22 protein-coding genes are annotated in these 21,980 nt (G+C 63.3%); 15 read left to right on the top strand and 7 right to left on the bottom strand.

The window, feature by feature from the left end; genetic code table 11:
- Position 1: 1 nt before the first annotated feature.
- A complete protein-coding gene (locus REA38_RS05880; protein WP_130042549.1) occupies positions 2 to 1,435 on the bottom strand; it encodes a PLP-dependent aminotransferase family protein in 1,434 nt (477 codons plus the stop codon).
- A 93-nt stretch (positions 1,436 to 1,528) separates the two neighbouring features.
- On the opposite strand from REA38_RS05880, the gene REA38_RS05875 reads away from it, so the two are divergent.
- Entirely contained in the window at positions 1,529 to 1,984 is a 456-nt protein-coding gene (locus REA38_RS05875; protein ID WP_033635375.1) for a rhodanese-like domain-containing protein, read from the top strand.
- A gap of 4 nt (positions 1,985 to 1,988) precedes the next feature.
- Here REA38_RS05875 and flk read toward each other — a convergent pair whose 3' ends face one another.
- Entirely contained in the window at positions 1,989 to 3,017 is a 1,029-nt protein-coding gene (gene flk, locus REA38_RS05870) for a flagella biosynthesis regulator Flk (protein ID WP_048321842.1), read from the bottom strand.
- Positions 3,018 to 3,222: 205 nt separating this feature from the next.
- Between flk and REA38_RS05865 the strand changes: the two genes are divergently transcribed.
- Genes REA38_RS05865 through REA38_RS05850 form a run of 4 tightly spaced genes read left to right on the top strand, consistent with a single transcriptional unit; the run spans position 3,223 to position 6,877 of the window.
- Positions 3,223 to 3,585 carry a hypothetical protein gene (locus REA38_RS05865; protein ID WP_033635372.1) on the top strand — a complete coding sequence of 121 codons (363 nt, stop codon included), beginning with the start codon at positions 3,223 to 3,225 and terminating at the stop codon, positions 3,583 to 3,585.
- Between the two features lie 49 nt (positions 3,586 to 3,634).
- On the top strand, positions 3,635 to 5,671 hold the full coding sequence (locus tag REA38_RS05860) for a protein-disulfide reductase DsbD (RefSeq protein ID WP_164050016.1): 2,037 nt from the start codon (positions 3,635 to 3,637) through the stop codon (positions 5,669 to 5,671).
- Positions 5,668 to 6,384 carry a DsbA family protein gene (locus REA38_RS05855; RefSeq protein WP_164105203.1) on the top strand — a complete coding sequence of 239 codons (717 nt, stop codon included), beginning with the start codon at positions 5,668 to 5,670 and terminating at the stop codon, positions 6,382 to 6,384. The genes REA38_RS05860 and REA38_RS05855 overlap by 4 nt, the downstream gene beginning before the upstream one ends.
- Entirely contained in the window at positions 6,377 to 6,877 is a 501-nt protein-coding gene (locus tag REA38_RS05850) for a protein disulfide oxidoreductase (protein ID WP_039564960.1), read from the top strand. The genes REA38_RS05855 and REA38_RS05850 overlap by 8 nt, the downstream gene beginning before the upstream one ends.
- Here the strand turns inward: REA38_RS05850 and REA38_RS05845 are convergent.
- Positions 6,874 to 8,340: a PLP-dependent aminotransferase family protein gene (locus tag REA38_RS05845; protein ID WP_308885318.1), complete on the bottom strand. Its 1,467-nt coding sequence runs from the start codon at positions 8,338 to 8,340 to the stop codon at positions 6,874 to 6,876. The two genes, REA38_RS05850 and REA38_RS05845, sit on opposite strands and share 4 nt — an antisense overlap.
- A gap of 172 nt (positions 8,341 to 8,512) precedes the next feature.
- Between REA38_RS05845 and REA38_RS05840 the strand changes: the two genes are divergently transcribed.
- Together REA38_RS05840 and REA38_RS05835 are read left to right on the top strand one after the other, a co-directional pair.
- Positions 8,513 to 9,508 (top strand): DMT family transporter, encoded by a 996-nt coding sequence (locus REA38_RS05840; protein ID WP_041036084.1) that lies wholly within the window; start codon positions 8,513 to 8,515, stop codon positions 9,506 to 9,508.
- A 156-nt stretch (positions 9,509 to 9,664) separates the two neighbouring features.
- Positions 9,665 to 10,294 carry a CatB-related O-acetyltransferase gene (locus REA38_RS05835; protein WP_033653746.1) on the top strand — a complete coding sequence of 210 codons (630 nt, stop codon included), beginning with the start codon at positions 9,665 to 9,667 and terminating at the stop codon, positions 10,292 to 10,294.
- 34 nt (positions 10,295 to 10,328) lie between these two features.
- Here REA38_RS05835 and REA38_RS05830 read toward each other — a convergent pair whose 3' ends face one another.
- From REA38_RS05830 to REA38_RS05820, 3 genes are read right to left on the bottom strand one after another with little or no spacing between them, the layout of a single operon-like run.
- Positions 10,329 to 11,846 carry a tripartite tricarboxylate transporter permease gene (locus REA38_RS05830; protein WP_033648067.1) on the bottom strand — a complete coding sequence of 506 codons (1,518 nt, stop codon included), beginning with the start codon at positions 11,844 to 11,846 and terminating at the stop codon, positions 10,329 to 10,331.
- An 11-nt stretch (positions 11,847 to 11,857) separates the two neighbouring features.
- Entirely contained in the window at positions 11,858 to 12,289 is a 432-nt protein-coding gene (locus REA38_RS05825; protein ID WP_033635360.1) for a tripartite tricarboxylate transporter TctB family protein, read from the bottom strand.
- A 15-nt stretch (positions 12,290 to 12,304) separates the two neighbouring features.
- On the bottom strand, positions 12,305 to 13,285 hold the full coding sequence (locus REA38_RS05820) for a tripartite tricarboxylate transporter substrate binding protein (RefSeq protein ID WP_308885315.1): 981 nt from the start codon (positions 13,283 to 13,285) through the stop codon (positions 12,305 to 12,307).
- A 360-nt stretch (positions 13,286 to 13,645) separates the two neighbouring features.
- Between REA38_RS05820 and REA38_RS05815 the strand changes: the two genes are divergently transcribed.
- From REA38_RS05815 to REA38_RS05805, 3 genes are all read left to right on the top strand, one after another.
- Entirely contained in the window at positions 13,646 to 13,891 is a 246-nt protein-coding gene (locus REA38_RS05815) for a hypothetical protein (RefSeq protein WP_223479904.1), read from the top strand.
- A 167-nt stretch (positions 13,892 to 14,058) separates the two neighbouring features.
- Entirely contained in the window at positions 14,059 to 14,733 is a 675-nt protein-coding gene (gene tctD, locus REA38_RS05810) for a transcriptional regulator TctD (RefSeq protein WP_033648064.1), read from the top strand.
- Positions 14,720 to 16,138 (top strand): sensor histidine kinase, encoded by a 1,419-nt coding sequence (locus tag REA38_RS05805; protein WP_033648063.1) that lies wholly within the window; start codon positions 14,720 to 14,722, stop codon positions 16,136 to 16,138. The genes tctD and REA38_RS05805 overlap by 14 nt, the downstream gene beginning before the upstream one ends.
- Here the strand turns inward: REA38_RS05805 and REA38_RS05800 are convergent.
- Positions 16,135 to 17,055 carry a DMT family transporter gene (locus tag REA38_RS05800; protein WP_193146475.1) on the bottom strand — a complete coding sequence of 307 codons (921 nt, stop codon included), beginning with the start codon at positions 17,053 to 17,055 and terminating at the stop codon, positions 16,135 to 16,137. The genes REA38_RS05805 and REA38_RS05800 overlap by 4 nt on opposite strands.
- A 117-nt stretch (positions 17,056 to 17,172) precedes the next feature.
- Between REA38_RS05800 and REA38_RS05795 the strand changes: the two genes are divergently transcribed.
- The 5 genes from REA38_RS05795 to REA38_RS05775 all read left to right on the top strand — a co-directional run bounded on the left by REA38_RS05795 (position 17,173) and on the right by REA38_RS05775 (position 21,804).
- Positions 17,173 to 17,946 carry a helix-turn-helix domain-containing protein gene (locus tag REA38_RS05795; RefSeq protein ID WP_033635354.1) on the top strand — a complete coding sequence of 258 codons (774 nt, stop codon included), beginning with the start codon at positions 17,173 to 17,175 and terminating at the stop codon, positions 17,944 to 17,946.
- A gap of 53 nt (positions 17,947 to 17,999) precedes the next feature.
- On the top strand, positions 18,000 to 19,121 hold the full coding sequence (pdxB, locus tag REA38_RS05790; RefSeq protein ID WP_193146474.1) for a 4-phosphoerythronate dehydrogenase PdxB: 1,122 nt from the start codon (positions 18,000 to 18,002) through the stop codon (positions 19,119 to 19,121).
- A 110-nt stretch (positions 19,122 to 19,231) separates the two neighbouring features.
- On the top strand, positions 19,232 to 20,242 hold the full coding sequence (locus REA38_RS05785) for an aspartate-semialdehyde dehydrogenase (RefSeq protein WP_033635352.1): 1,011 nt from the start codon (positions 19,232 to 19,234) through the stop codon (positions 20,240 to 20,242).
- The gene (truA, locus tag REA38_RS05780) at positions 20,242 to 21,063 is read left to right on the top strand and encodes a tRNA pseudouridine(38-40) synthase TruA (RefSeq protein ID WP_033635351.1); all 822 of its coding nucleotides are present in this window, start codon (positions 20,242 to 20,244) and stop codon (positions 21,061 to 21,063) included. The genes REA38_RS05785 and truA overlap by 1 nt, the downstream gene beginning before the upstream one ends.
- A 78-nt stretch (positions 21,064 to 21,141) precedes the next feature.
- Positions 21,142 to 21,804: a DedA family protein gene (locus REA38_RS05775; RefSeq protein WP_019453745.1), complete on the top strand. Its 663-nt coding sequence runs from the start codon at positions 21,142 to 21,144 to the stop codon at positions 21,802 to 21,804.
- The last annotated feature ends 176 nt before the right edge of the window (positions 21,805 to 21,980 follow it).

Raw genomic sequence — 21,980 nt, 5'->3', positions numbered from 1 at the left:
GCTAAGCCACGGCGATCCGTGCCAGCCGCTCGACGGCGCTGCGGATCTCGCCCGGCGTCAGGGCCGAAAAGCCCAGCAGCCAGCCGTCGCGCTGCGCCTGCGCCGTCTGGTATTGCGCCTTCAGCCCGGGCGTGAGGATGCCGAGCCGCCGCGCCTGTCGGCTGAGCGCCGCCTCCTGGCCGGGCGGCAGCCAGACGCTGAGCTGCAGGCCGCCGGTGGCGGGAGCGGGCGTGGCGAAGTGGCCGAGTTTTTCGCGTACTTCCGCCAGCAACACATCGCGCCGGCTGCGGTAGAGCTGGCGCATGTAGCGGATATGCGCGGCGAAGTGCCCTTGGTGGATGAATTCGGCGGTGACTGCCTGCATCAGCTGCGCGCTGTGGCCGTCATACACCGTACGCGCGGTGACGAACGCTTCAACCAGCGCGGGCGGGGCGATCAGATACGCCAACCGCAGTGAAGGGAACAGCGACTTGGAGAAGGTGCCGAGGTACAGCACTCGGCCACGGCGATCCAGGCCCTGCATCGCCGGTATCGGCAGACCGTCGTAATGAAACTCGCTGTCGTAATCGTCCTCGATGATCCAGGCCTGTTGCCGCTCTGCCAGCGCCAGCAACGCCAATCGGCGCGCCAGGCTGAGCGCGGCGCCGGTCGGGTATTGGTGTGAGGGGGTCAGATAAATCAAACGTGGGTCCGGCAAGGAGGATTCAGCACGCAGGCCGTCGCCGTCCACCGCGACCGGCGTCAGGGCGGCGCCGGCGCTGATAAAGGCGTTTCTTGCCCCGGCGTAACCCGGCTCTTCCATCCAGACGCTGTCGCCGCTGTCCAGCAGCAACGTGGCGATCAGCTGCAGCGCCTGCTGCGAACTGGTCAGCACGATAATCTGCCGTGCATCGCAGACCACGCCGCGCGTTTGGTTGACGTGGGCGGCAATCGCCTCACGCAGCGGTAAATAGCCCTGCGGGTCGCCGTAGCGCAGCAGGCTTTCTCCCTGTAGCCGCAGGCGCTGTGCGGTCAGCTGCTTCCACAAGGCCAGCGGAAACGCGCGCAGGTCCGGTGAACCGGCGGCGAACGCCTGTGGCTGCTGCGGATCGCGGCAGCCGCCGGTTTGCACGATCTGTTGGCCGCGCTGCGAAAGGCGCGGCATGCCGGAGCCGGCTGCCGGCGGCGGTGATTTGGCGATGGTAATCGCCACAAAGGTGCCCTGGCCGACGCGGCGCTGCAGATATCCCTCCGCCTCCAACTGACCGTAGGCCGCTTCGACGGTCACTCGCGAGAGGCCCAGATCGCTGGCCAGCACCCGGCTGGAAGGCAGGCGTTGCCCAACGTTCAATGCCCCTTGATGGATGGCCTGCCGCAGTGCGCCGCACAGGCGATCGCGCAGCGTGCCGGCGGTGTGGGGCGATTGCTGAAACAGCGTGACCAGCGAGTGTCGCATAATTGGCCTTATGGTTTATGGGAAATTGGTATCAATCATAAGACCAAAATGAGGCACTATTGTCATCTGTCTTGATGCACGGGAGTGAGTGGTATGTCGAAAGAATCATTGGTGCTGGCTTTTCCACCGGCGGCGCCGGAAGAGAGCCTGGCTTACCTGGCGGCCAAGCTGAGCCGTTATGCGGATGCCTGGGACGTGGCGGAAGATCTGCGCAACGGCGTGGACGGGATAGTGGTGATCGACACCCGCGCAGAGGCGCTGTACGCCGCCGGGCATATCCCCGGGGCGATCAGCTTGCCGCATCGCCTGATGGATGAAGCCGGCACGGCGCAGCTGGATCGCCAAAAGGTGTATGTGACCTACTGCGACGGCATCGGCTGCAACGGTTCCACCAAAGGCGCCTATAAGCTGGCGAAGCTGGGATTCAGGGTGAAGGAGCTGATCGGCGGGCTGGATTTCTGGCTGCGCGACGGCCATCCGTTGGCCATCGGCGAACAGCCGGGATCGCTGCGCGATCGGGCGGCGGCTGAGGACTGCGGCTGCGCCTGAGGTGTTAAAACACCAGCGCCAGTACGATCGCCAGCGCCACCAGCAGCAGGATCAGCGCCGCGGCAGGCTTGCTGAGCGCTTTTTGCAGCGGCAGCGGCAGGGCGGCGATCAGCGGGTTGAGCAGCGGCTGCGGCTCGACGGGCTGGCTGACGATCGGCTGCGCCTGGCCGGCCTTCTCCAGGCGGCGGGCAAACAGCTGATGAATGGCGTCGCTCATTTGCGGATGCGTCAGAGGCGCATTGGCGCCGCAGTTGAAGCGCGTCTGGCAATAGTCGTTCATCTGCTGCAGCTCTTGCTCGTCCGCCGGCTGCTTGAGCGCCGCCAGCAGATTGTTCAGCGTCGGCGCGCTCTGCGGGCTGAGGGCCACCTTCACCTGCAAAAACTGGTTCAGCAGTTGGAAGTGGCGCGCCGGCAGCGGATCGTTGGTTTTCACGCCCGCCAGATCAAACAGCGTTTGCCAGATTTTAGCCGGCGCTTCGCCGGTGGCGGCGCTGAGTTTGGTGACCTGCTGCAGCAGGCTTTGATGCTCTGCGGGCAGCAGCGGGCGATCGCTGGTGGCGGTTTGCTGCGGCTGGGGAATGGCCAGGCCGCCAGTTTGCAACAGATTCAGCACCTGCTGCAGCTGTGGTGGGCTCAGCTGGCTCAGTACCGTGTGGCCGAACTGCTGGCGAATAAAGTCGCTGACCGCCTGGCGATTGTTGCCCTGCGGCAGCAATTCGGCCAGCTGTTGCAACAGCTGGCGCCCGGCATGGTTTTGCTGCGCCTGCGTCAGGCGCGTTTGCAGCAGCTGTTCCGCCGGTTGAAAATGACGCGCCAGCAGTTCACCGCCGTTATCGGCGCCGAGATCGTGGCGCAGAGTTGCCCAGATCTCCGCCGACTTTGCCGGGCTGAGCGTCATGATTTTCACGATCAGCTTTTCCAGCGTCGTGCGCTGCGCCGGAGAGAGGGGTTGATCGTCAGTGGCCGCCGTTTTGCCCGGGGAGGGAGGGCGTTCGCCGGCGATTGGGGTGCCCGGCCCACTCAAAGGTTGCATATCACCAGTCCTTCGCTGTGTATCCCCGCAGAATGCCTGGAGGAGAGAATCATCATCGTACCCGGCGAAAAGCGCAGGCTTACCCACTATGATACCTGTAAATCGCCGCCATCAATACCGCCGCTCAGACATTTCTTTACCGACAAAACGTTGCTAATCGCGCCCGCGCCGCTAAGATAGCCCCAGACCCGAACGTGAGGATGGCATGGTTAAACGGCAGCGGATTGCAAAATGGTTTTTATGCCTGGCTTGCTTGGTGGTGCTGACGTGCATGACCCAGCGCATGGCGGGCCTGCATGCGCTGCAGCAAACGCTGGGGATCCCGGCGGCCACTGCCGTTCAGTCCGGTGATACCGCCGCCGAAGCGCAGCCGACGCCCTGTGAGCTGAGCGCCAAGTCATTGCTGGCCGCGCCGCCGGTGATGTTCGAAACCGTGCTGTTCGGGCTGGGTCTGCTGCTGGCGCTGTTGGCGCCGACCATCGCCGCGCGCCTGCGCATTCCTCCTCCCCGCGCCATTTCACCCCCCACCCTCAGGGTGCACCTTCGATTATGCGTCTTCCGTGAATGAGTTAATCGCCCGTTTTTCGCGGTGATTTAATCATTTATGGAGAATTAACATGTTGAAAATTATCAGGCTGGCCTGTGCTTGCCTGTTTATGCTGTGGCTACCTGCCTTGCAGGCGGCGGACAGCGGCTGGCTGCAAAATCCGGCCAACGATCATGCCAAGGTGCGGCTGCGCGCCGACACGTCACAGCCGGGGGAGACCCGCCTGCTGCTGTCGGTCGAGCTGCAAAAGGGCTGGAAAACCTACTGGCGTTCCCCTGGCGAAGGCGGCATCGCGCCGGCTATCGTCTGGCAGGGCAACCCGCCGCCGGCGACCTGGCACTGGCCGACGCCGCAGCGTTTCGAAGTGGCCGGCATTTCCACCCAGGGCTATCACGATCGGGTCACGCTGCCGATCGTGATGTCAGGCCCGGTATCCGGCCCGCTGGCGGGCACCCTGACGCTGTCCACCTGCAGCAACGTCTGCATTCTGACCGACTACCCGTTCAGTCTGGATCTGACGACGCCGAACGATCCGCAGTTTAACCACGACTTCGCGCAGGCGATGGGGCAGGTGCCGATCGCCGCCGGGGTGGCGGAGAGCGTCAAGGCCGGTTACCGCAACGGCGAGTTGCAGATTGCCGCCGAACGCGCCGCCGGCTGGCAGCAGCCCGCGCTGTTCTTCGATACGCTGGCGGATGCCGATCTCGGCAAGCCGCAGGTCGAGACCGACGGCGCTCAGCTGTTGGCGCGGGTGCCGGTCAGCGACGGTTGGGGCGATGCGGCGCCGGATCTGCGCGGCAAAACGCTGACGCTGGTGATCGACGACGGCGGCATGGCGCAGCAGATTACGCTGCCGATTGGCGATCCGTTGGCCGCGCCCGTCGGTGCGGCGTTCCCGCTGTGGCAGGCGGTATTGATGGCGCTGGCGGGCGGGTTGATCCTCAACCTGATGCCGTGCGTGCTGCCGGTGCTGGGCATCAAGCTCGGCTCCATCCTGCAGGTGGAGCATCGCGATCGGCGCAGCGTGCGTTTGCAGTTCCTGGCGTCGTCGCTGGGTATCGTCGCCTCGTTTATGGCGCTGGCCCTGTTAATGACGCTGCTGCGGCTCGGCAACCATGCGCTCGGCTGGGGCATTCAGTTCCAGAATCCGTGGTTTATCGGTTTTATGGTGCTGGTGACGCTGCTGTTCAGCGCCAACCTGTTTGGCCTGTTCCACCTGCGCCTCTCGTCCGATCTAAACACGTCGCTGGCCACCCATAACGGGCAGGGGCTGAGCGGCCATTTCTGGCAGGGCGCGTTCGCCACGCTGTTGGCGACGCCGTGCTCGGCGCCGTTTCTCGGCACGGCGGTGGCCTTCGCGCTGGCGGCGTCGCTGCCGGTGCTGTGGGGCATGTTCATCGCGCTCGGCATCGGCATGAGCCTGCCGTGGCTGCTGATCGCCGCCTGGCCCTCGCTGGCGCTGCGCTTGCCGCGCCCCGGCCGCTGGATGAATACCGTCAAGCTGGCGATGGGGCTGCTGATGCTGGCGTCGTCGCTGTGGCTGCTGAGCCTGCTGAGCAACCATATCGGCGTGCAGGCCACGCTGTGGCTGGGGGCGTTGGCGCTGCTGGCGTTGCTGCTGGCGGTGTGGCGTCAACAGGGCGCACGGTTGGCGGCCAAGCTGGCGGCGGGCACGTTGGTGCTGGCGGGCGTGGCCTTGCTGGCCGGATCGCTGACCGCCGGCCTGTGGCGCCAGCCGTTGCAGGATCGGGTGCAGTGGCAACCGCTGAGCGAACAGGCGATTACCGAAGCGCTGGCCCAGCATAAGCGGGTGTTCGTCGACGTGACCGCCGACTGGTGTGTGACCTGTAAAGCCAACAAATTCAATGTGCTGTTGCGCGATGACGTGCAGCGCGCGCTGAGCGCCGACGACGTGGTCGCGCTGCGCGGCGACTGGAGCCGCCCGTCGGCCGACATCAGCGCCTTCCTGCAAAAGCGCGGCAGCGTCGCCGTGCCTTTCAACCAAATCTATGGCCCCGGCAGCCCGGAGGGCGAGGTGTTATCCCCGCTGTTGACCCGTGACGCCGTGCTGCAAACCCTTTCCCATGCCAAAGGAACCGAACAATGAAAAAGCTACTGATTTTACTGATGATCATCGCCGCCCCGGTGTGGGCCGCCGAGCCTTTCACTCCGGCACAAGAGGCGCGTATCAAAGAGATGATCCGCGAAACGTTGGTGTCTAACCCGGACATTCTGGCGCAGGCGGTGGACGCCTGGCAGCAGCAAACCGCCGGCCAGCAGATCAGCCAGGCTATCAAGCAGAACGCCAAAACGCTGTATCAGGATCCGGCCAGCCCGCGCCTCGGCGCCGCCAACCCCAAACTGACGCTGGTGACCTTTACCGACTATAACTGCCCGTACTGCAAGCGTTTCGATCCGATGCTGGAGAAGATCGTCAAGCAATACCCGGACGTGGCGCTGGTGGTGAAACTGCTGCCGTTCAAGGGCGAAAGCTCGGTCAGTTCGGCGCGCGTGGCGCTCACCACCTGGCAACAGCACCCGGATCAATTCTGGGCCCTGCACCAGCGGCTGATGGCGAAAAAGGGCTTCCACGACAACGCCAGCATCGCCGCCGCGCAAGAGAAAACCGGCGTCAAGGCGGTGGCGCCCAGCGTACAGAGCATGACCACGCTGCGCACCAACATGGAATTGGCGGAGCAACTGGGCGTGCAGGGGACGCCGGCGACGCTGATCGGCGATCGGATGCTGCCGGGGGCGGTATCCTATGAAGAGCTGGAAGCGATGGTGAAACAGCAGCTGGCGAAGGCCAACAATGGCTAAGCTCAAGCGCTGGGGGCGCGAGTTGCTGCTGCTGGCGCTGATCGCGCTGGCGGTGGTGACGGTGATGGATTGGCTGAACGCGCCGCAGGCGCCGCCGGCCTTCGATGCCCAGACCCTGACCACGCTGGATGGCGAGAGTGTGTCGTTGGCGCAGCTCAGCCATGAGCGGCCGCTGCTGGTTTACTTCTGGGCCAGCTGGTGCGGCGTCTGCCGTTTCACCACGCCGGACGTCGCCCGTTTGCAGGCGGCGGGCGGCAACGTGCTGACCGTCGCGCTGCGCTCGGGCGACGATGCCCAGGTGAAACAATGGCTGGCGCGCAAACGGCTGGCGCTGCCGGTGGTCAACGATCCGGCCGGTACGCTCTCGGCGCAGTGGCAGATTGGCGTGACGCCGACCTTCGTGGTGGTCTCACAGGGCAAGGTGGTGCAGAGCACCACCGGCTGGACCAGCTACTGGGGGATGAAGCTGCGGCTGTGGTGGGCCGCCGTCTAACCGGCGTTTTTCTCCGTTATCACCTCCTCAATCGCCCGGCATAGCCGGGCGATACCTTCTTCAATCTGCGGCGGCGAGTTGGCGGCGAAATTCAGCCGCAGGCCGTGCGCGCCCAAATGTTCCTGCGCATAAAAGCATTCGCCGCGCGCGAAGGTCACGCCGTATCGCCAGGCGACCGGCATCAGCTCGGCGGTGGTCACCGACGCCGGCAGCGTCAGCCAGATAAACAAGCCTCCCTGCGGCGTTTCAAAGCGGCATCCCGACGGCAGCCGCCGTTGCAAGGCGTCAATCATCACCTCCAGATGGCGGCGGTAGACGCGCCCGGCGCGCCGCAGCTGCTTGTCGTAACGGCCGACGGTGACGAAAGCGTCCAGCGCCCGCTGGATCAGGCTGGAACTGGTGAAGCTGTCGACGTGCTTCAGCCTTGCGAAGCGCTGATAGTGTTCGCTGTCCGCCACCAGATAGCCGATGCGCATGCTGGGCAGCAGCATTTTGGAGAAGGTGCTGACATAGATCACCGCGCCCGGCTGCGCCAGCGCGCGCAGCGACGGCAGCTGTTTGCCCTGATAACGCAGATCGCCGACGAAGTCGTCTTCCAGGATCACCACGCCGGCCTGTTGAGCGATCGCCAGCAGGCGTCGCCGACGCGCCTCGCTCAGGCAGCGGCCGGTCGGGTTGTGGAAATTGGGGATGGTGTAGATCAGTTTGGGGCGGTGGCGTTCTAACAATTCCGGCAGCAAATCCACCCGCATGCCGTGTCGGTCGCCCGGTACGGTGACGATATTGATGCGGTGCTGGCGCAGCAGGCCCAGCGCTTCGGCGTAGGTCGGCTCTTCGACGATCGCCGTATCGCCCGGCGCCAGCAGGCTTTGCACCACCAGGCTGATGGCGTGCTGCGAGCCGTTGGTGATCAGCACCTGTTCCGCCTGCGTGGGGATGCCCTGTGCGCTGAGAATGCGGCTCAGCGTATCGCGCAGCGGGTAGTAGCCGCAGTATTCACCGTAGCTGAAGGCCTCTTCCGCGTGGCGGCTGAGCACCGACAGCAGCACTTTGCGAAACGCCTCCAGCGGAAACACCTTAGGGCTGCCGACGCCGGCGGCGAAGTTGATCAGCCCCTCCGGCAGCGGGGCGTCGGCGTAGCCGTCCAGCCGCGAGGTGAGGGTGGTGAAGCTCTCCAGCGGGAAAGGGGCATCGCTGCTCGGCCGGGCCGGGCGCGTTTGCGCCTGCGGGTGCGCGACATAGGCGCCGCTGCCGCGCCGCTGATGCAAAAAGCCCTTGGCCGCCAGTTCGGCGTAGGCGTTATCCACCGTTAAACGGCTGACCGCCAGTTCGGCCGCCAGCGTGCGCGTCGAGGGCAGTTTGTCGCCATCGACAAACACGCCGGTGAGGATGGCGCGCCGCAGCGCTTCTTCGATCTGTAAATAGAGCGGAACGTCCTGCTCGCGATCCAACGGGATATGCATGGGAAATTGGCCCGGTTATGGAGAGAGGTTTTTACTATACCCCATGTCAACAGGGCTTCAAGCGCAGAAAAGTGGCCTGCATGACAACGCCGCAAAGTGGCTATAGTGAGAAAAAATGGCCGCGTTACACTGTGCGCCTGAGCATTTATGTCGCCATTTTTCCGAGGATCTCATGTCATTACCGTCAGGCGTTTCCGCCCGGCCGGCGCTGCCCGGCGCGCGTCTTTTTCAGGGCAGCAGCCAGGGTTACGTCATCGCCATTATCAGCGCTATGCTGCTGGCCTTTACCGCCATCATCATCCGCGCGCTGACCGAGTACTATCACCTGCCGACCTTCGTGCTGGCGTTCTGGCGCGCGGCGCTGGTAGCGCTGGTGCTGTTGCCGCTGCTGTTGCTGGTGAAACCGCAGTGGGCGCGCCTGCGCCGTAAACAGGTGGCATTCTACGCGCTTTACGGGCTGCTGCTGGCGCTGTTCAACAGCCTGTGGACGCTGTCGGTGGCGCTGAACGGCGCATCGGTGGCGACCATTCTGACCTACTGTTCGGTGGGTTTTACCGTGTTCCTCGGCTGGGTGATGTACAGCGAACGCCTGACGCTGCGCCAATTGCTGGTGATCGCCATCAGCCTGGGCGGCTGCTTCCTGGTCAGCAACGGCGACAGTATGGGGAACAGCCACTTCGATCTGCTGGGGCTGCTGGTGGGGATGCTGTCGGGCATCGGCTATACCCTGTATACCCTCGGCGGGCGGGTGGCCAGCGAACGCGGCTATCCGGTGTGGAACACCATCCTGTACGTGTTCGGTTTTTCGGCGCTGTACCAATTGGTGTTCAACGCGGCGCTGACGGCGTTTCCTCTGGCGGCGTTCCACGGCATGGCCGGCTCTCTGTGGTTCCTGTCGCACGGCGCGCAGGGCATTCAATGGAGCGGCTGGCTGTTGCTGCTGGCGCTGGCCGCCGGGCCGACGCTGCTGGGCTTCGGGCTGTACAATATCAGCCTGAAAACGCTGCCGCTGGCGGTGGCCAACCTGATCCTGTCGCTGGAGCTGGTGTTCACCGCGGTGATCGCCTATTTCCTGCTGGGGGAGAGCATGAATCAGCTGCAGCTGCTGGGCAGCGCGCTGGTGATGGGCGGGGTGCTGCTGTTGAAAAGCAAGACCGCCGAGGCGTGATCGGCTACCATTACGCCTCGCAAGAGAGGCCGTAATGATGAATAACCCGAGATTGAAACGAGCGCTTATCGCTTGAATGGCCGTGTTGAGTGAACGACAACACGGCCACAGACATTCCGTTCCGTGGCTTTTATTCCCGTAACCAGAGAATACGCCATGTCCGAAAAACACTGGTCCAACACCGAGCTGCTGCATCAGACGGTGACCAACCCGAATATTATCGTCAAAGGCACCCACAGCTACTATAGCGACTGTTGGGATAACGGCTTCGAACGCTCGGTAGTGCGCTATCTGCACGGCGACGCGGTCAGCCGGCAATGGCAGCCGCTGGGCGACATAGACCGCCTGCTGATCGGAGATTACGTGTGCATCGCGGCCGAAGCGGTGATCCTGATGGGCGGCAACCATACCCATCGCATCGACTGGCTGAGCCTGTATCCGTTTATGGCAACCATCAAGCAGGCGTACCGCCCCAAAGGCGATACCCGGCTGGGCGATGGTTGCTGGATCGGCATGCGGGCGATGCTGATGCCGGGAATCTCGATAGGTGAGGGGGCGATCGTCGCCGCCGGCAGCGTGGTGGCCGGCGATGTTGAGCCTTATGCCATCGTCGGCGGTAATCCGGCGAGGTTTATCCGTTGGCGGTTCGCGCCGGAGGTCATCGCGCGGTTGCTTGCCTTGCGCCTCTATGACTTGTCGGAGGCGGACTTTACGGTGATTCAGCCCCTGCTCGCCGATGGCGATATCGATGCGTTGGAAAGGGGAATTGCGGCCTTGCGCCGTTAAACGCAACGGGCGGGGATTCCCCGCCCGTTTCGCGTTACTCGGCCTTGGCCTCGATCGCCGATTGGCGGCGTTTGCGCATCAGGCGCAGCAGCGGCGGCAGCGCCAGTACCGCGACCGCCAGCACCAGCAGCGTTTGCGCGATGCTGCTGCTCCACAGGATGCCGAACTCGCCGTTGCTGATCGACAGCGCGCGACGCAGATTCTGCTCCAGCATCTCACCCAGCACGAAGCCCAGAATCAGCGGCGACATCGGGAAGTGCATTTTCCGCAGGATGTAGCCGAACACGCCCAACCCGACCATCAGCAGCAGGTCGAAGGTGGTGCTGTGCACCGCATAAACCCCCACCGCCGAAACCGCGGCGATCGCCGGCACCAGGAACCACAGCGGGATGGTCAGCATGCGGGTGAACAGGCCGACCAGAGGCAGGTTCATGATCAGCAGGATGACGTTGGCGATCAGCAGCGCCGCGATCAGCCCCCAGACGATATCCGGCTGTTCGGTGAACATCGCCGGGCCGGGGGTGATGTTGTACAGCGTCAGCGCGCCCATCATCACCGCCGTGGTGCCGGAACCCGGCACCCCCAGCGTCAGCATCGGAATGAACGAACCGCAGGCAGAGGCGTTGTTGGCCGCTTCCGGCGCCGCTACGCCGCGGATGTCGCCCTTGCCGAAGGTGTCGCTGTTGCCGCTGATTTTCTTCTCGGTCATGTAGGTCAGCGCGCTGGCGATAGTGGCGCCGGCGCCCGGCAGAATGCCGACGAAGAAGCCGATCACCGACGAGCGCAGGGTAGGGCCTGCGCACTGCGCCGCCTCTTTGCGGTTGAACAGCAACCGGCCGGTTTTACGCACCAGCTTTTGTCCGGCGCTGGTGCTTTCCAGCATCAGCAGGATTTCGCTGACCGAGAACAGGCCGATCACCACCACGATAAACTGCACGCCGTCGGAGAGGTGCACGCTGTCGAAGGTAAAGCGGTAAACGCCGGTATTGGCGTCGACGCCCACCGTCGCCAGCCCCAGGCCGATCAGCGCCGCCAGCAGCGATTTCAGCGGGTTCTGGCTCATCATGCTGCCGAGGCAGGCGATGGCGAACACCATCAGGGCGAAATACTCTGCCGGGCCGAAGGCCAGCGACCAGCGGGCCAGCAGCGGCGCGAACAGGATGATGCCGCCGATGGCGATCATCGAGCCAACGAACGAGCTGACCGCCGAGATGGACAGCGCCACGCCGGCGCGCCCCTGCTGCGCCATCGGGTAGCCGTCCAGCGCGGTCATGATCGCCGCCGCGTCGCCCGGCACGTTGAGCAGAATCGACGAGATGCGCCCGCCGTATTCGCAGCCGATATACACCGTCGCCAGCAGGATCAGCGCCGATTCGGCCGGCAGCTTGAGGGCAAACGCCAGCGGCAGCAGGATCGCCACGCCGTTGATCGGCCCGAGGCCCGGCAGCAGGCCGACGATGGTGCCGACGAAGCAGCCGATCAGGGCGATAATCAGGTTCTGCGGCACCAGCGCCACTTCGAACCCTTGGGTCAAATACATCCAGGTATCCATCATCGCTCCCGTTAGCTCAGCCAGGCGCCGAGCGGCAGTGTGACATCAAGAAGGCGGTCAAAGGCGTAATACAGCACTGCGCCCATGACGACGCCGGAGATCGCCGCCGCCGGCAGGCTGGCCTGAAACAGCAGGCCGATGCTGAACGTCAGCAGCGCGGTCGCCAGCGGGAAGCCCAGCCATTCAAAGCCCCAGGCATACAGCACCAGGGTGATCACCAGCACCAGCAGCCGCTGCAGCACCTTGTTGTGCGGCCACTCCACCGCCTGCGGGCGGCGCAGCAACAGCAGGGCCGAGCACAGCGCCATCAGGCTGAGGATCGCCAGCGGGAACGGGCGCGGCCCCAGCGGTTCATAGCTGTATTCGCTTTGGATGCCCCAGCCGATGAACAGCCCGCCGATACACAGCAGCAGCCAAAAGCCGGCAAAAATACGATCGCTCATGGTTTTCCCCTGCGGTTATTTGGCCAGGCCGAACACTTTCGCCTGCTCACGGTATTGGGCAACCTGATTCTTCACGTAGGCGTCCAGCTCTTTGCCGGTCATGTTGAATTCGAACAGGCCGCGCAGATCGCGCTGCTGCTTGAATTCGTCGGTCGCCATCATTTTCTGGAAGGTGTCGATCCACCACTGATACTCTCCATCGCTGACTTTCGGCCCGACGTAGAAGCCGCGAATAATCGGCCACACCAGGCTGTATCCCTGTTCTTTGGCGGTCGGAATGTCGGCCAGTTGGCCCGGCAAACGTTGCTCGGCATACACCGCCAGGACGCGGATCTTGTCGCCCTGCAGGTAAGGCACCATCTCGCTCAGATCACCGGAGACCGCCTGGATATGGTTGCCGAGCAGCGCGGTGACCGGCTCGCCGCCGCCTTCGAACGCCACGTAGCGCATCTTGCGCGGATCCACGCCGACTTCGCGCGCCAGCAGCGCGGTTTTCATCCAGTCCTGGCTGCCGATGGAGGCGCCGGCGCCGAATACCACGCTGTTGGGATCTTTTTGGAAGGCGTCCATCAGGTCTTTCAGGGTTTTGTAAGGCGAGTCGGCGCGCACCGCGATCATGCCGTAGTCGGTACCGACCGCCGCCAGCCATTTCACGTCGTCCACGTTGTAGCGGCCGAACTTGCCCTGGGCCAGATTGAGCAGCGAACCGCCGGAGAAGGCCACCACGGTGCCGAACTCCGCCGGGCGCTGCGCGACGATGGCGTTGTAGGCCACCGCGCCGACGCCGCCGGGCATATAGGTGACGCGCATCGGTTTATCGATGGCCTTGGTGTCCTGCAGCGACACCTGAATCAGCTTGCAGGTCAGATCGAAGCCGCCGCCGGGCTTGGCCGGCGCGATGCATTCGGTGCGTTTGGGCGCTTCCACGGCAAAGGCCTGATTGGCTGCCAGCAGCAGGGCGGCGGCGGTAAAGGTACGGGTCATTATTTTTTTCATTGTGACTTGCCCTCGGTATTGTTCTGATTGTGAAATCCCGCCGGGTGCGGTTGCAGGATTGTTAAAACAACAACCTTTCATTTACCTTTCAGTGGCCGGAAAAGTTTCCAGTCTGTGATTAGGGTCTCTTGTCGCCGGCGAATAACGGATGCGCTACCATAGAAAAGCAGGCAAGAACAGGGCGCAAAACCGGGCAAAATCCTGCGTAATATCAGGTTTGCCGTTCTGCTTTCGCGATAAAATCACGATCGGTGAAATGAATAGAGACGCAGTGATATGTTTTCGTTAGGGAAATTGTTTGGTGGCAGGGACAGCGCCAAAGTAGGTGCGATTAAACGGTTGCCTGAGGTTTACGCTGAAATGACGGGAAAAGCCGGGCAGTGCCGTTTAAAGCGACTGCGTGCCGACGTTGGCGTTTTTGAGCTGCATTTCGTCAACGCCGACGGTGAAAAATATGCTTGCCAGATGACCGCCTGCGTGACCGGCATCGATCTGGTGTTTGCCGTCAACAACCGCTCCGTGCTGGTTTCTTCACCGTTTACCGCCGACAAACTGCGCCCGGTGCTGGACATTGCCGTTGCCGATAGCCCCATTCCGCTGATCTGACTCCGCCCTGCGATCGCGCCCCATACGCATAATTGTGTGCCAGCTCCCAAAACTGGCGGCGCGGCGCTCTTTTATCCCCTTATTTTCCATGCCATTCTCTGTTATCGGCCTGTTAACAGGCGCCGTGTCGGCGCCAGGTTGTTCAGGTAAATCAATGGAATGGGAACATGCGACTGTTATTGGTTGAAGATCACCCCGAGCTGTCTCACTGGTTGCAAAAGGCGCTGACCGGCGCCGGCTTTGCCGTTGACGTCGCCCCGGACGGCGTGGCGGCGGATCACCTGCTGCTCAACGAACGCTATGCGCTCGCGGTGCTGGATGTGGCGCTGCCGCGTATGAACGGCCTGGATTTGCTGGCGCGCCTGCGCAAGCGCGGGCAGGATCTGCCGGTGCTGCTGCTGACGGCACGCACCGACGTGGCCGACCGGGTGAAAGGCCTGAATCTGGGGGCGGACGATTACCTCACCAAGCCGTTCGAACTGGACGAGCTGGAAGCGCGCATCCGGGCGCTGCTGCGCCGCAGCGTCGGCGCCCCGCAGCCGGCGTTGCAGTACGGCGCGTTGACCTATCACGACGAAGGTTATTTTCTGCTGGAGGGCAAGCCGCTGGCGCTGACGCCGCGCGAACTGGCGGTGCTGACCGCGCTGATGCACCGGCGCGGCCGCCCGGTGGCCAAGCAACAGCTGTTCGAACAGGTGTTTACGCTGTCCGACGAAGCCAACCCGGAGAGCATCGAGCTTTACGTACACCGCCTGCGGAAAAAGCTGCAGGGCAGCGACGTGGCGATCGTCACGCTGCGCGGCCTGGGCTACAGCCTGGAGCTGTGCAATGCGGTGGTTTAACGCGCCGCGTTCGCTGTTCTATCAACTGCTGCTGTTTTTTGGCCTGCCGCTGCTGGCGTTGGGCGGCATCTCTATCTACACCCACTATTTCAGCGCCATGAGCGCCGCCACCCTGGCTTACGATCGCACGCTGCTGGCGTCGGCGCGCACCGTGGCGGAGCGGCTGGTGGTGCGCGAAGGCAAGCTGGCGGTCGATGTGCCCTATGTGGTGCTCGACAGCTTCGAGCGCAACATGAACGATCAGCTGTATTACGAGGTGATTTCGCCGCAGGGGAAAAGCATTTCGGGCTATGACGATTTGCCGTCGCTGCCGCCCCATATCCCGCGCTCCACGCTCTACCCGGCGCTGGTGCATTTTTACGATGCGGAATACCTCGGCCGGCCGATCCGCGTGGCGGCGCTGTTTCAACCGGTCAACGAGTCGGGGGTGAGCGGCATGGCGACCATTTTGGTAGCGGAAACCCTGGAGTCGCGCCGTTACCTGGCGCGGCAGATGATGATCGCGGCGCTGTTGAGCCAGGGTACGGTGGTGGTGTTGACCCTGATCCTGGCGTTCGCGCTGCTCAAGCGGGTGTTGAAACCGATGCGTAAACTCTCCGGCATCATGCTGCGGCGCGATCCGGGCGAGCTGACGCCCTTGCCGCGGGTGTTGCCGTGGTCGGAGATGCAGCCGCTGCTGGTGGCGTTCAATCGTTACATCGAACGGCTGCGGCTGATGGTGGCGCGTCAGGAACGTTTCAGCGCCGACGCCTCCCACCAGCTGCGCACGCCGCTGGCGGTGTTGAAGACTCAGGTCGGGGTGGCGCTGGCCAGCGATCGGCCGCAGCAGTGGCGTGAAAGCCTGCAGGCGATGAGCGCGACGCTGGATAATACCGTGGCGCTGACCGATCGCCTGCTGCACCTCTCACGCCTGAAGGCCAGCGAGCACCAGGCCGAGCGCCAGCTGCAGCCGGTCAATCTGGCGCAGGTGCTGCGCGACGCCTGCTTTTCCCGCTTGCCGCAGGCGCGCAGCAAACAGATCGATCTGGGTTTCGAAGGCGAGGCGGCGTGTCAGGTGGCGGGGGAGCCGCTGCTGTTGGCCGAACTGTGCGCCAATCTGCTGGACAATGCGCTGAAATACACGCCGCGTCAGGGGATAGTGACCGCCCGCCTCACTCAGGATAAGGCGGCGGGGGAAGGCGTGCTGGAGATTGAAGACAGCGGCCCCGGCATCGCCTTGCAGGATAAGGCGCTGGCGCTGCAGCCGTTTCACCGGCTGGACAACGTGGGCGATCAGCCGGGCGCCGGCCTGGGGCTGGCGCTGGTGAAGGACATCACCGCCTATCACGGCACCCGCCCGGAGCTGCTGAGCTCCGCCGCGCTGGGCGGCCTGTTGGTGCGGGTGCGCTTCAGGCTGCTGCCTTAAGCCTGTTCTTTGCAGGACTCGACGTTGGCCGGCGGGGCTTTGGCTTTACGCGTCAGCGGCGTGCGCAGCCGCTGCGACAGGATAACGCCCAGCAGGGTGATGCCGCCGCCGATCAGGTGGTAGCCGTGCAGCTGCTCATGCAGGAACAGCACGGCGATAGCGGCGGTAAACACCGGCGCCAGGTTCATGAAGATCGAGGCGGTGTTGGCGCCCAGGCGCATCACGCCCTGGATCCACAGGAACGGGGCGATGATCGAAGCTGGAATGCCGGCGAACAGCACCAGCGGCAAGTTATGGCCGTTCAAGCCGACATCCTGCGCCATCAGGAAATTAGGCAGCAGCAGCAGCACGCCGAACAGGATCTGCACGTACAGCGATTGCCAGTTCGGCAGCGCGATGGCCCAGCGTTTGGTCAACACGCCATACAGCGCGTAAGAGGCGGTGGCGAGCAGCATCATCAATTCCCCCTTGCCGATACCGTGCTGCAGCAGCACGCCGGGCTGGCCGCCGCTGACCAGCCAGATCAAACCACCGAAGGAGAGTATGCTGCCGAGCAGTACGCCGACGGTCGGTGCAATGCGCAGCAGCACGATGCTGATCAGGATGGTCAGCAGCGGGATCAGCGACACGATGATGCCCATAAACAGCGCGCTGACGCTGTGCGCCGCGTAATAGGCCAGGCTTTGATACAGCACCATGCCCAGCAGGCCGAGGATCATCAGCTTCCACCAGTTGGCGCGCACCTGCGCCCAGTTGCGCAGCACGCCCGGCAGCACGAACGGCGTCAGGGCAATCAGCGCCAGCAGCCAACGGTAGAGCGAAATGGCCGCCGGATCGATGGCGGTGGCGGAGAGTTTGCTGACGACGGCGTTAATCGACCAAATCAGCACGGCCAACAGCGGGAAGAGCATATTCATGATAATTATTCTCAATAACGTCCAACATGCTGGCTAGTCTACGCGTGTCCGGTTTATCATATATAGCGATATCCAGACAAAAATTGGCGTAAACAAGACAAATCACGGGACGAAACCATGCCAGAAATCCGCCATTTTCCCGAGTCGCTGATCCCGGCACCCAACCCGGTGCAGTTCCGCTGCGAGGAGTTCAATGCGCGCACCGAATTCCAGCCGCACAGCCACACCTGGGGCCAGTTGATGTGGGTTAAAGCCGGGGTGATGGTGCTGCGCATCGGCGGGCAGCGCTTTCTGGCGCCGCCGGAGTTCGTGCTGTGGGCGCCGGCGGGCATCGAACACTCCTGCTATAACCAGCGGCTGGCGCAGTGCCGCATGGTGGACATCACGCCGGCGTTGTGCGCCGGCATGCCGGCCGACCCTTGCCTGGTGAGCGTGACGCCAATCTTCCGCGCTATCGCCGAGGATTTCTATGCGCGCAAGCAGTACATTCCGCAGGCGGAGGAGGATTTGCGCCTGTGCCAGGTGCTGATCGACCAGCTGCGCCTGTCGCCGCGCCAGCAAACCTATCTGCCGTCGTCGGACGACAAGTTTTTGGCGCCGGTGCTGGAAGCGTTGGAACATTGCCCGGCGGACAACACCTCGCTGGCGGCGTGGGCGGCTCGGGTCTACACCACCGAGCGTACGCTGTCGCGCCGCTGCCAGCAGGATCTGGGCATGTCGTTCAGCGAATGGCGCCAGCGTCTGCGTTTCCTGCACGCCGTGTCGCTGCTCGAGCAGGGCAAGACGGTGCAGGACGTGGCGCTGGACGTCGGCTACAGCTCCGCGTCGGCCTTTATCGTCATGTTCCAGCAGATCGCCGGCACCACCCCTGAGCGCTTTCGCCGTGCATGATTCAGTGGCACACTATTTCGCAGACAAATAGCCGTAAACCGTCGGAGAACGCAGTGAAAATTCTGGTTGATGAAAATATGCCGTACGCGGCCGAGCTGTTCAGCCGCCTGGGCGACGTGCAGGCGGTGCCGGGCCGCCCGATCCCGCGCGAGGCGCTGGCGGATGCCGATGCGCTGATGGTGCGTTCGGTCACCAAGGTCAATGAAGCCTTGTTGGCCGGCAGCCGCATCGGCTTTGTCGGCACCGCCACCGCCGGCACCGATCACGTCGATGACGCCTGGCTGCAGCGGCAGGGCATCGGATTTTCCGCCGCGCCGGGCTGCAACGCCATCGCGGTGGTTGAGTATGTGTTCTCAGCCTTGATGCTGCTGGCCGAGCGCGACGGCTTCCACCTGCGGGATAAAACCGTCGGCATCGTCGGCGTGGGCAACGTCGGTTCGCGCCTGGACGCGCGCCTCAAGGCGCTGGGCGTGCGCACGCTGCTGTGCGATCCGCCGCGCGCCGAACGCGGCGACGCCGGAGAGTTTTGGCCGCTGGAGAAGCTGGTGGCCGAGGCCGACGTGCTGACCTTCCATACGCCGCTGAATAAATCCGGCCCATACCATTCGCTGCATCTGGCGGACGCCGAGCTGTTGGCGGCGCTGCCTGACAACCGCATTCTGATCAACGCCTGCCGCGGGCCGGTGGTGGACAACGCCGCGCTGCTGCAGGCGCTGGAAAAAGGCAAAAAGCTGAGCACGGTGCTGGACGTGTGGGAACCGGAGCCGGATCTCTCCTTGCCGCTGCTGGCGCGGGTGGATATCGGCACTGCGCACATCGCCGGGTATACGCTGGAAGGCAAGGCGCGCGGCACCACCCAAGTGTTCGAGGCGTTCAGCCGCCATTTGGGGCAGCCGCAGCAGGTGGCGCTGGCCTCGCTGCTGCCGGTGCCGGAGTTCAGCCAGATCCGCCTCAACGGGCCGCTGGATGAAGCGCGGTTAAAACGATTGATGCACTTGGTGTATGATGTGCGCCGCGATGATGCGCCGCTGCGCAAAGTCGCCGGGCAACCGGGCGAATTCGATCGCCTGCGTAAGCACTACCAGGAGCGCCGCGAGTGGTCTTCGCTGGCCGTGCAATGCGATGACAGCGCCAGCGCCGACCTGCTCGGCAAGCTGGGCTTCAGCGTGGCATAGCGCGTAAGGTTGTCTTAAGCCAACGCCGCTACAGTGAGCGGCAAAGATTATCGGGCGGTGGCTGCACTGCCCGTCTGCTTTTATGAATGAAATACTCTGGAGAAAACCCGATGTCTGACGGCTGGAATATCGCGCTGCTCGGCGCCACTGGCGCGGTAGGTGAAGCGTTGCTGGAATTGTTGCAGGATCGCCAGTTCCCGGTGGGTGAGCTCTATCCTCTGGCAAGCGAACGCAGCGCGGGCGCCAATGTGCGCTTCAACGGCAAGTCTCTTTTGGTGCAAAACGCCGAAGAGTTCGACTGGTCGCAGGCGCAACTGGCCTTCTTCGTCGCCGGCAGCGACGCTTCCGCGCGCTATGCCGAAGAAGCCGGCAACATGGGCTGCCTGGTGATCGACACCAGCGGCCTGTTCGCCATGGAGCCGGATGTGCCGCTGGTGGTGCCGGGCGTTAACCCGCAGGTGCTGGCGGATTACCGCAACCGCAATATCGTAGCGGTGGCCGATAGCATGGTCAGCCAGCTGCTGACGGCGATCAAGCCGCTGACCGAACAGGCGGGGCTGTCGCGTCTGCACGTCACCACGCTGATGTCGGTATCGTCGCGCGGCAAGGCGGCGGTGGACGACTTGGCCGGCCAGAGCGCACGCCTGCTGAACGGCATCCCGGCCGAGGAAGGCGTTTTCGGCAAGCAGCTGGCGTTCAACCTGTTGCCGCTGATTGCCGACGAGCAGGGCAGCGTGCGCGAAGAACGCCTGATCGTCGATCAGGTGCGCAAGGTGCTGCAGGATGAAGGGCTGCCGATTTCGGTGAGCTGCGTTCAGTCGCCGGTGTTTTACGGCCACGCGCAGGTGGTGCACCTGGAAGCGCTGCGCCCGCTGTCCGCCGAAGAGGCGCGCAGCGAGCTGGAAGAGGTCGAGGACATTCAGCTGAGCGAAGAGGACGATTACCCGACTCAGGTCACCGACGCCTCCGGCAGCGATGCGCTCAGCATCGGTTGTCTGCGTAACGATTACGGCATCCCCGAGCTGCTGCAGTTCTGGACGGTGGCGGACAACGTGCGCTTCGGCGGCGCGTTGATGGCTGTCGAAACCGCCGAGCGTCTGGTGCAGGAGCAGATGTACTGATGTCTGAGGTGGTCTCGCCCGCTCAGCCGACGCTGAAAATTGCGCTGGGCATCGAATATGACGGCAGCCGGTACTACGGCTGGCAGCGGCAGCAAGAAGTGGCCAGCGTGCAGCAACGCCTGGAGCAGGCGTTGAGCAAGGTGGCGGATGCGCCGATTAGCGTGCTGTGCGCCGGGCGCACCGACGCCGGAGTGCACGCCACCGGGCAGGTGGTGCATTTCGAAACCACCGCGCGCCGCAAGGACGCCGCCTGGACGATGGGGGTGAACACCCATCTGCCGCCGGACATCGCGGTGCGCTGGGTGAGCCCCGTCGCCGACGATTTCCATGCGCGCTTCAGCGCCACCGCGCGCCGCTACCGCTATATTATTTTCAACCATCGCTACCGGCCGGCGGTGCTGCAACAGGGGGTGACGCACTTTTATCACCCGCTGGACGCCGATCGCATGCACCGGGCGGCGCAGGCGCTGCTGGGCGAGAACGACTTCACTTCGTTTCGCGCGGTGCAGTGCCAGTCGCGCACCCCGTGGCGCTGCGTAAAACACGTTAAGGTTACGCGCTACGGCGAATATATTGTGGTAGATATCAAGGCGAATGCCTTTGTGCATCACATGGTTCGCAACATCGTCGGCAGCCTGATGGAGATCGGCTGCGGCAATCAGGATGAGAACTGGATGGCCGAATTGTTGGCGTTGAAGGATCGCAATCTGGCGGCGGCGACGGCGCGAGCCGAGGGGCTGTATCTGGTTGCCGTGGATTATCCCGACCACTTTGGTCTACCGCGGCCGCCGATGGGGCCGCTGTTTTTGCCCGACGATTAAACGCCGGCACGCCTGAACGCGTCGCTCCCTTGTGCTTCTGCCGGGTGATTGAAACACCCGGTATCAATGAGAGAATTTATGGACATCATCAAGTTTATTATTGATTTCATTCTGCATATTGATGTGCACCTGGCCGAACTGGTCGCACAATACGGCATGTGGGTCTACGCTATTCTGTTCCTGATCCTGTTTTGCGAAACCGGTCTGGTGGTGACGCCGTTCCTGCCGGGGGATTCTTTGCTGTTTGTCGCCGGCGCGCTGGCGGCGTTGCCGACCAACGATCTGAACGTGCACACCATGGTGGCGTTGATGGTGGTGGCGGCGATCCTCGGCGATGCGGTGAACTACACTATCGGGCGGTTGTTCGGCGAGAAGCTGTTCAGCAACCCGAACTCGAAAATTTTCCGCCGTAGCTACCTGGACAAGACGCACCAGTTCTATGAGAAGCACGGCGGAAAAACGATTATTCTGGCGCGATTTGTGCCGATCGTGCGTACTTTTGCGCCGTTCGTCGCCGGTATGGGGCATATGTCCTATCGCCACTTCGCCGCCTACAACGTGATTGGCGCACTGGTTTGGGTGCTGCTCTTCACTTATGCTGGCTACCTGTTCGGCGATCTGCCGGTGGTGCAGGAGAACCTGAAACTGTTGATCGTCGGGATCATCATCGTTTCGATTCTGCCGGGCGTGATTGAAATTTGGCGCCACAAGCGCGCGGCCGCCCGCCAGCAAAAACAGTAAAAACATCGCTTAACCTGTCGGTTCGACCAGTTTTTTGTCCACAGCGTCGGGCCGATATGGTTTAATGAGCGACATTATGGTCTGTTCCTGCGAACAACCCTGAAGCCGATGCCTCAGTCGCCGCGCTTGCCGCGCCGCGAACGGGCATTTTTTCATTGGGGTGTTTTCAGGGGGAT

The organism is Serratia sp. MF1(2023) (assembly GCF_030954545.1).
GTDB classification, from domain to species: Bacteria; Pseudomonadota; Gammaproteobacteria; order Enterobacterales; family Enterobacteriaceae; genus Serratia; species Serratia sarumanii.
Note: the sequence above shows the minus strand (reverse complement) of the source record. Positions and strands in the feature narration are given on the sequence as shown.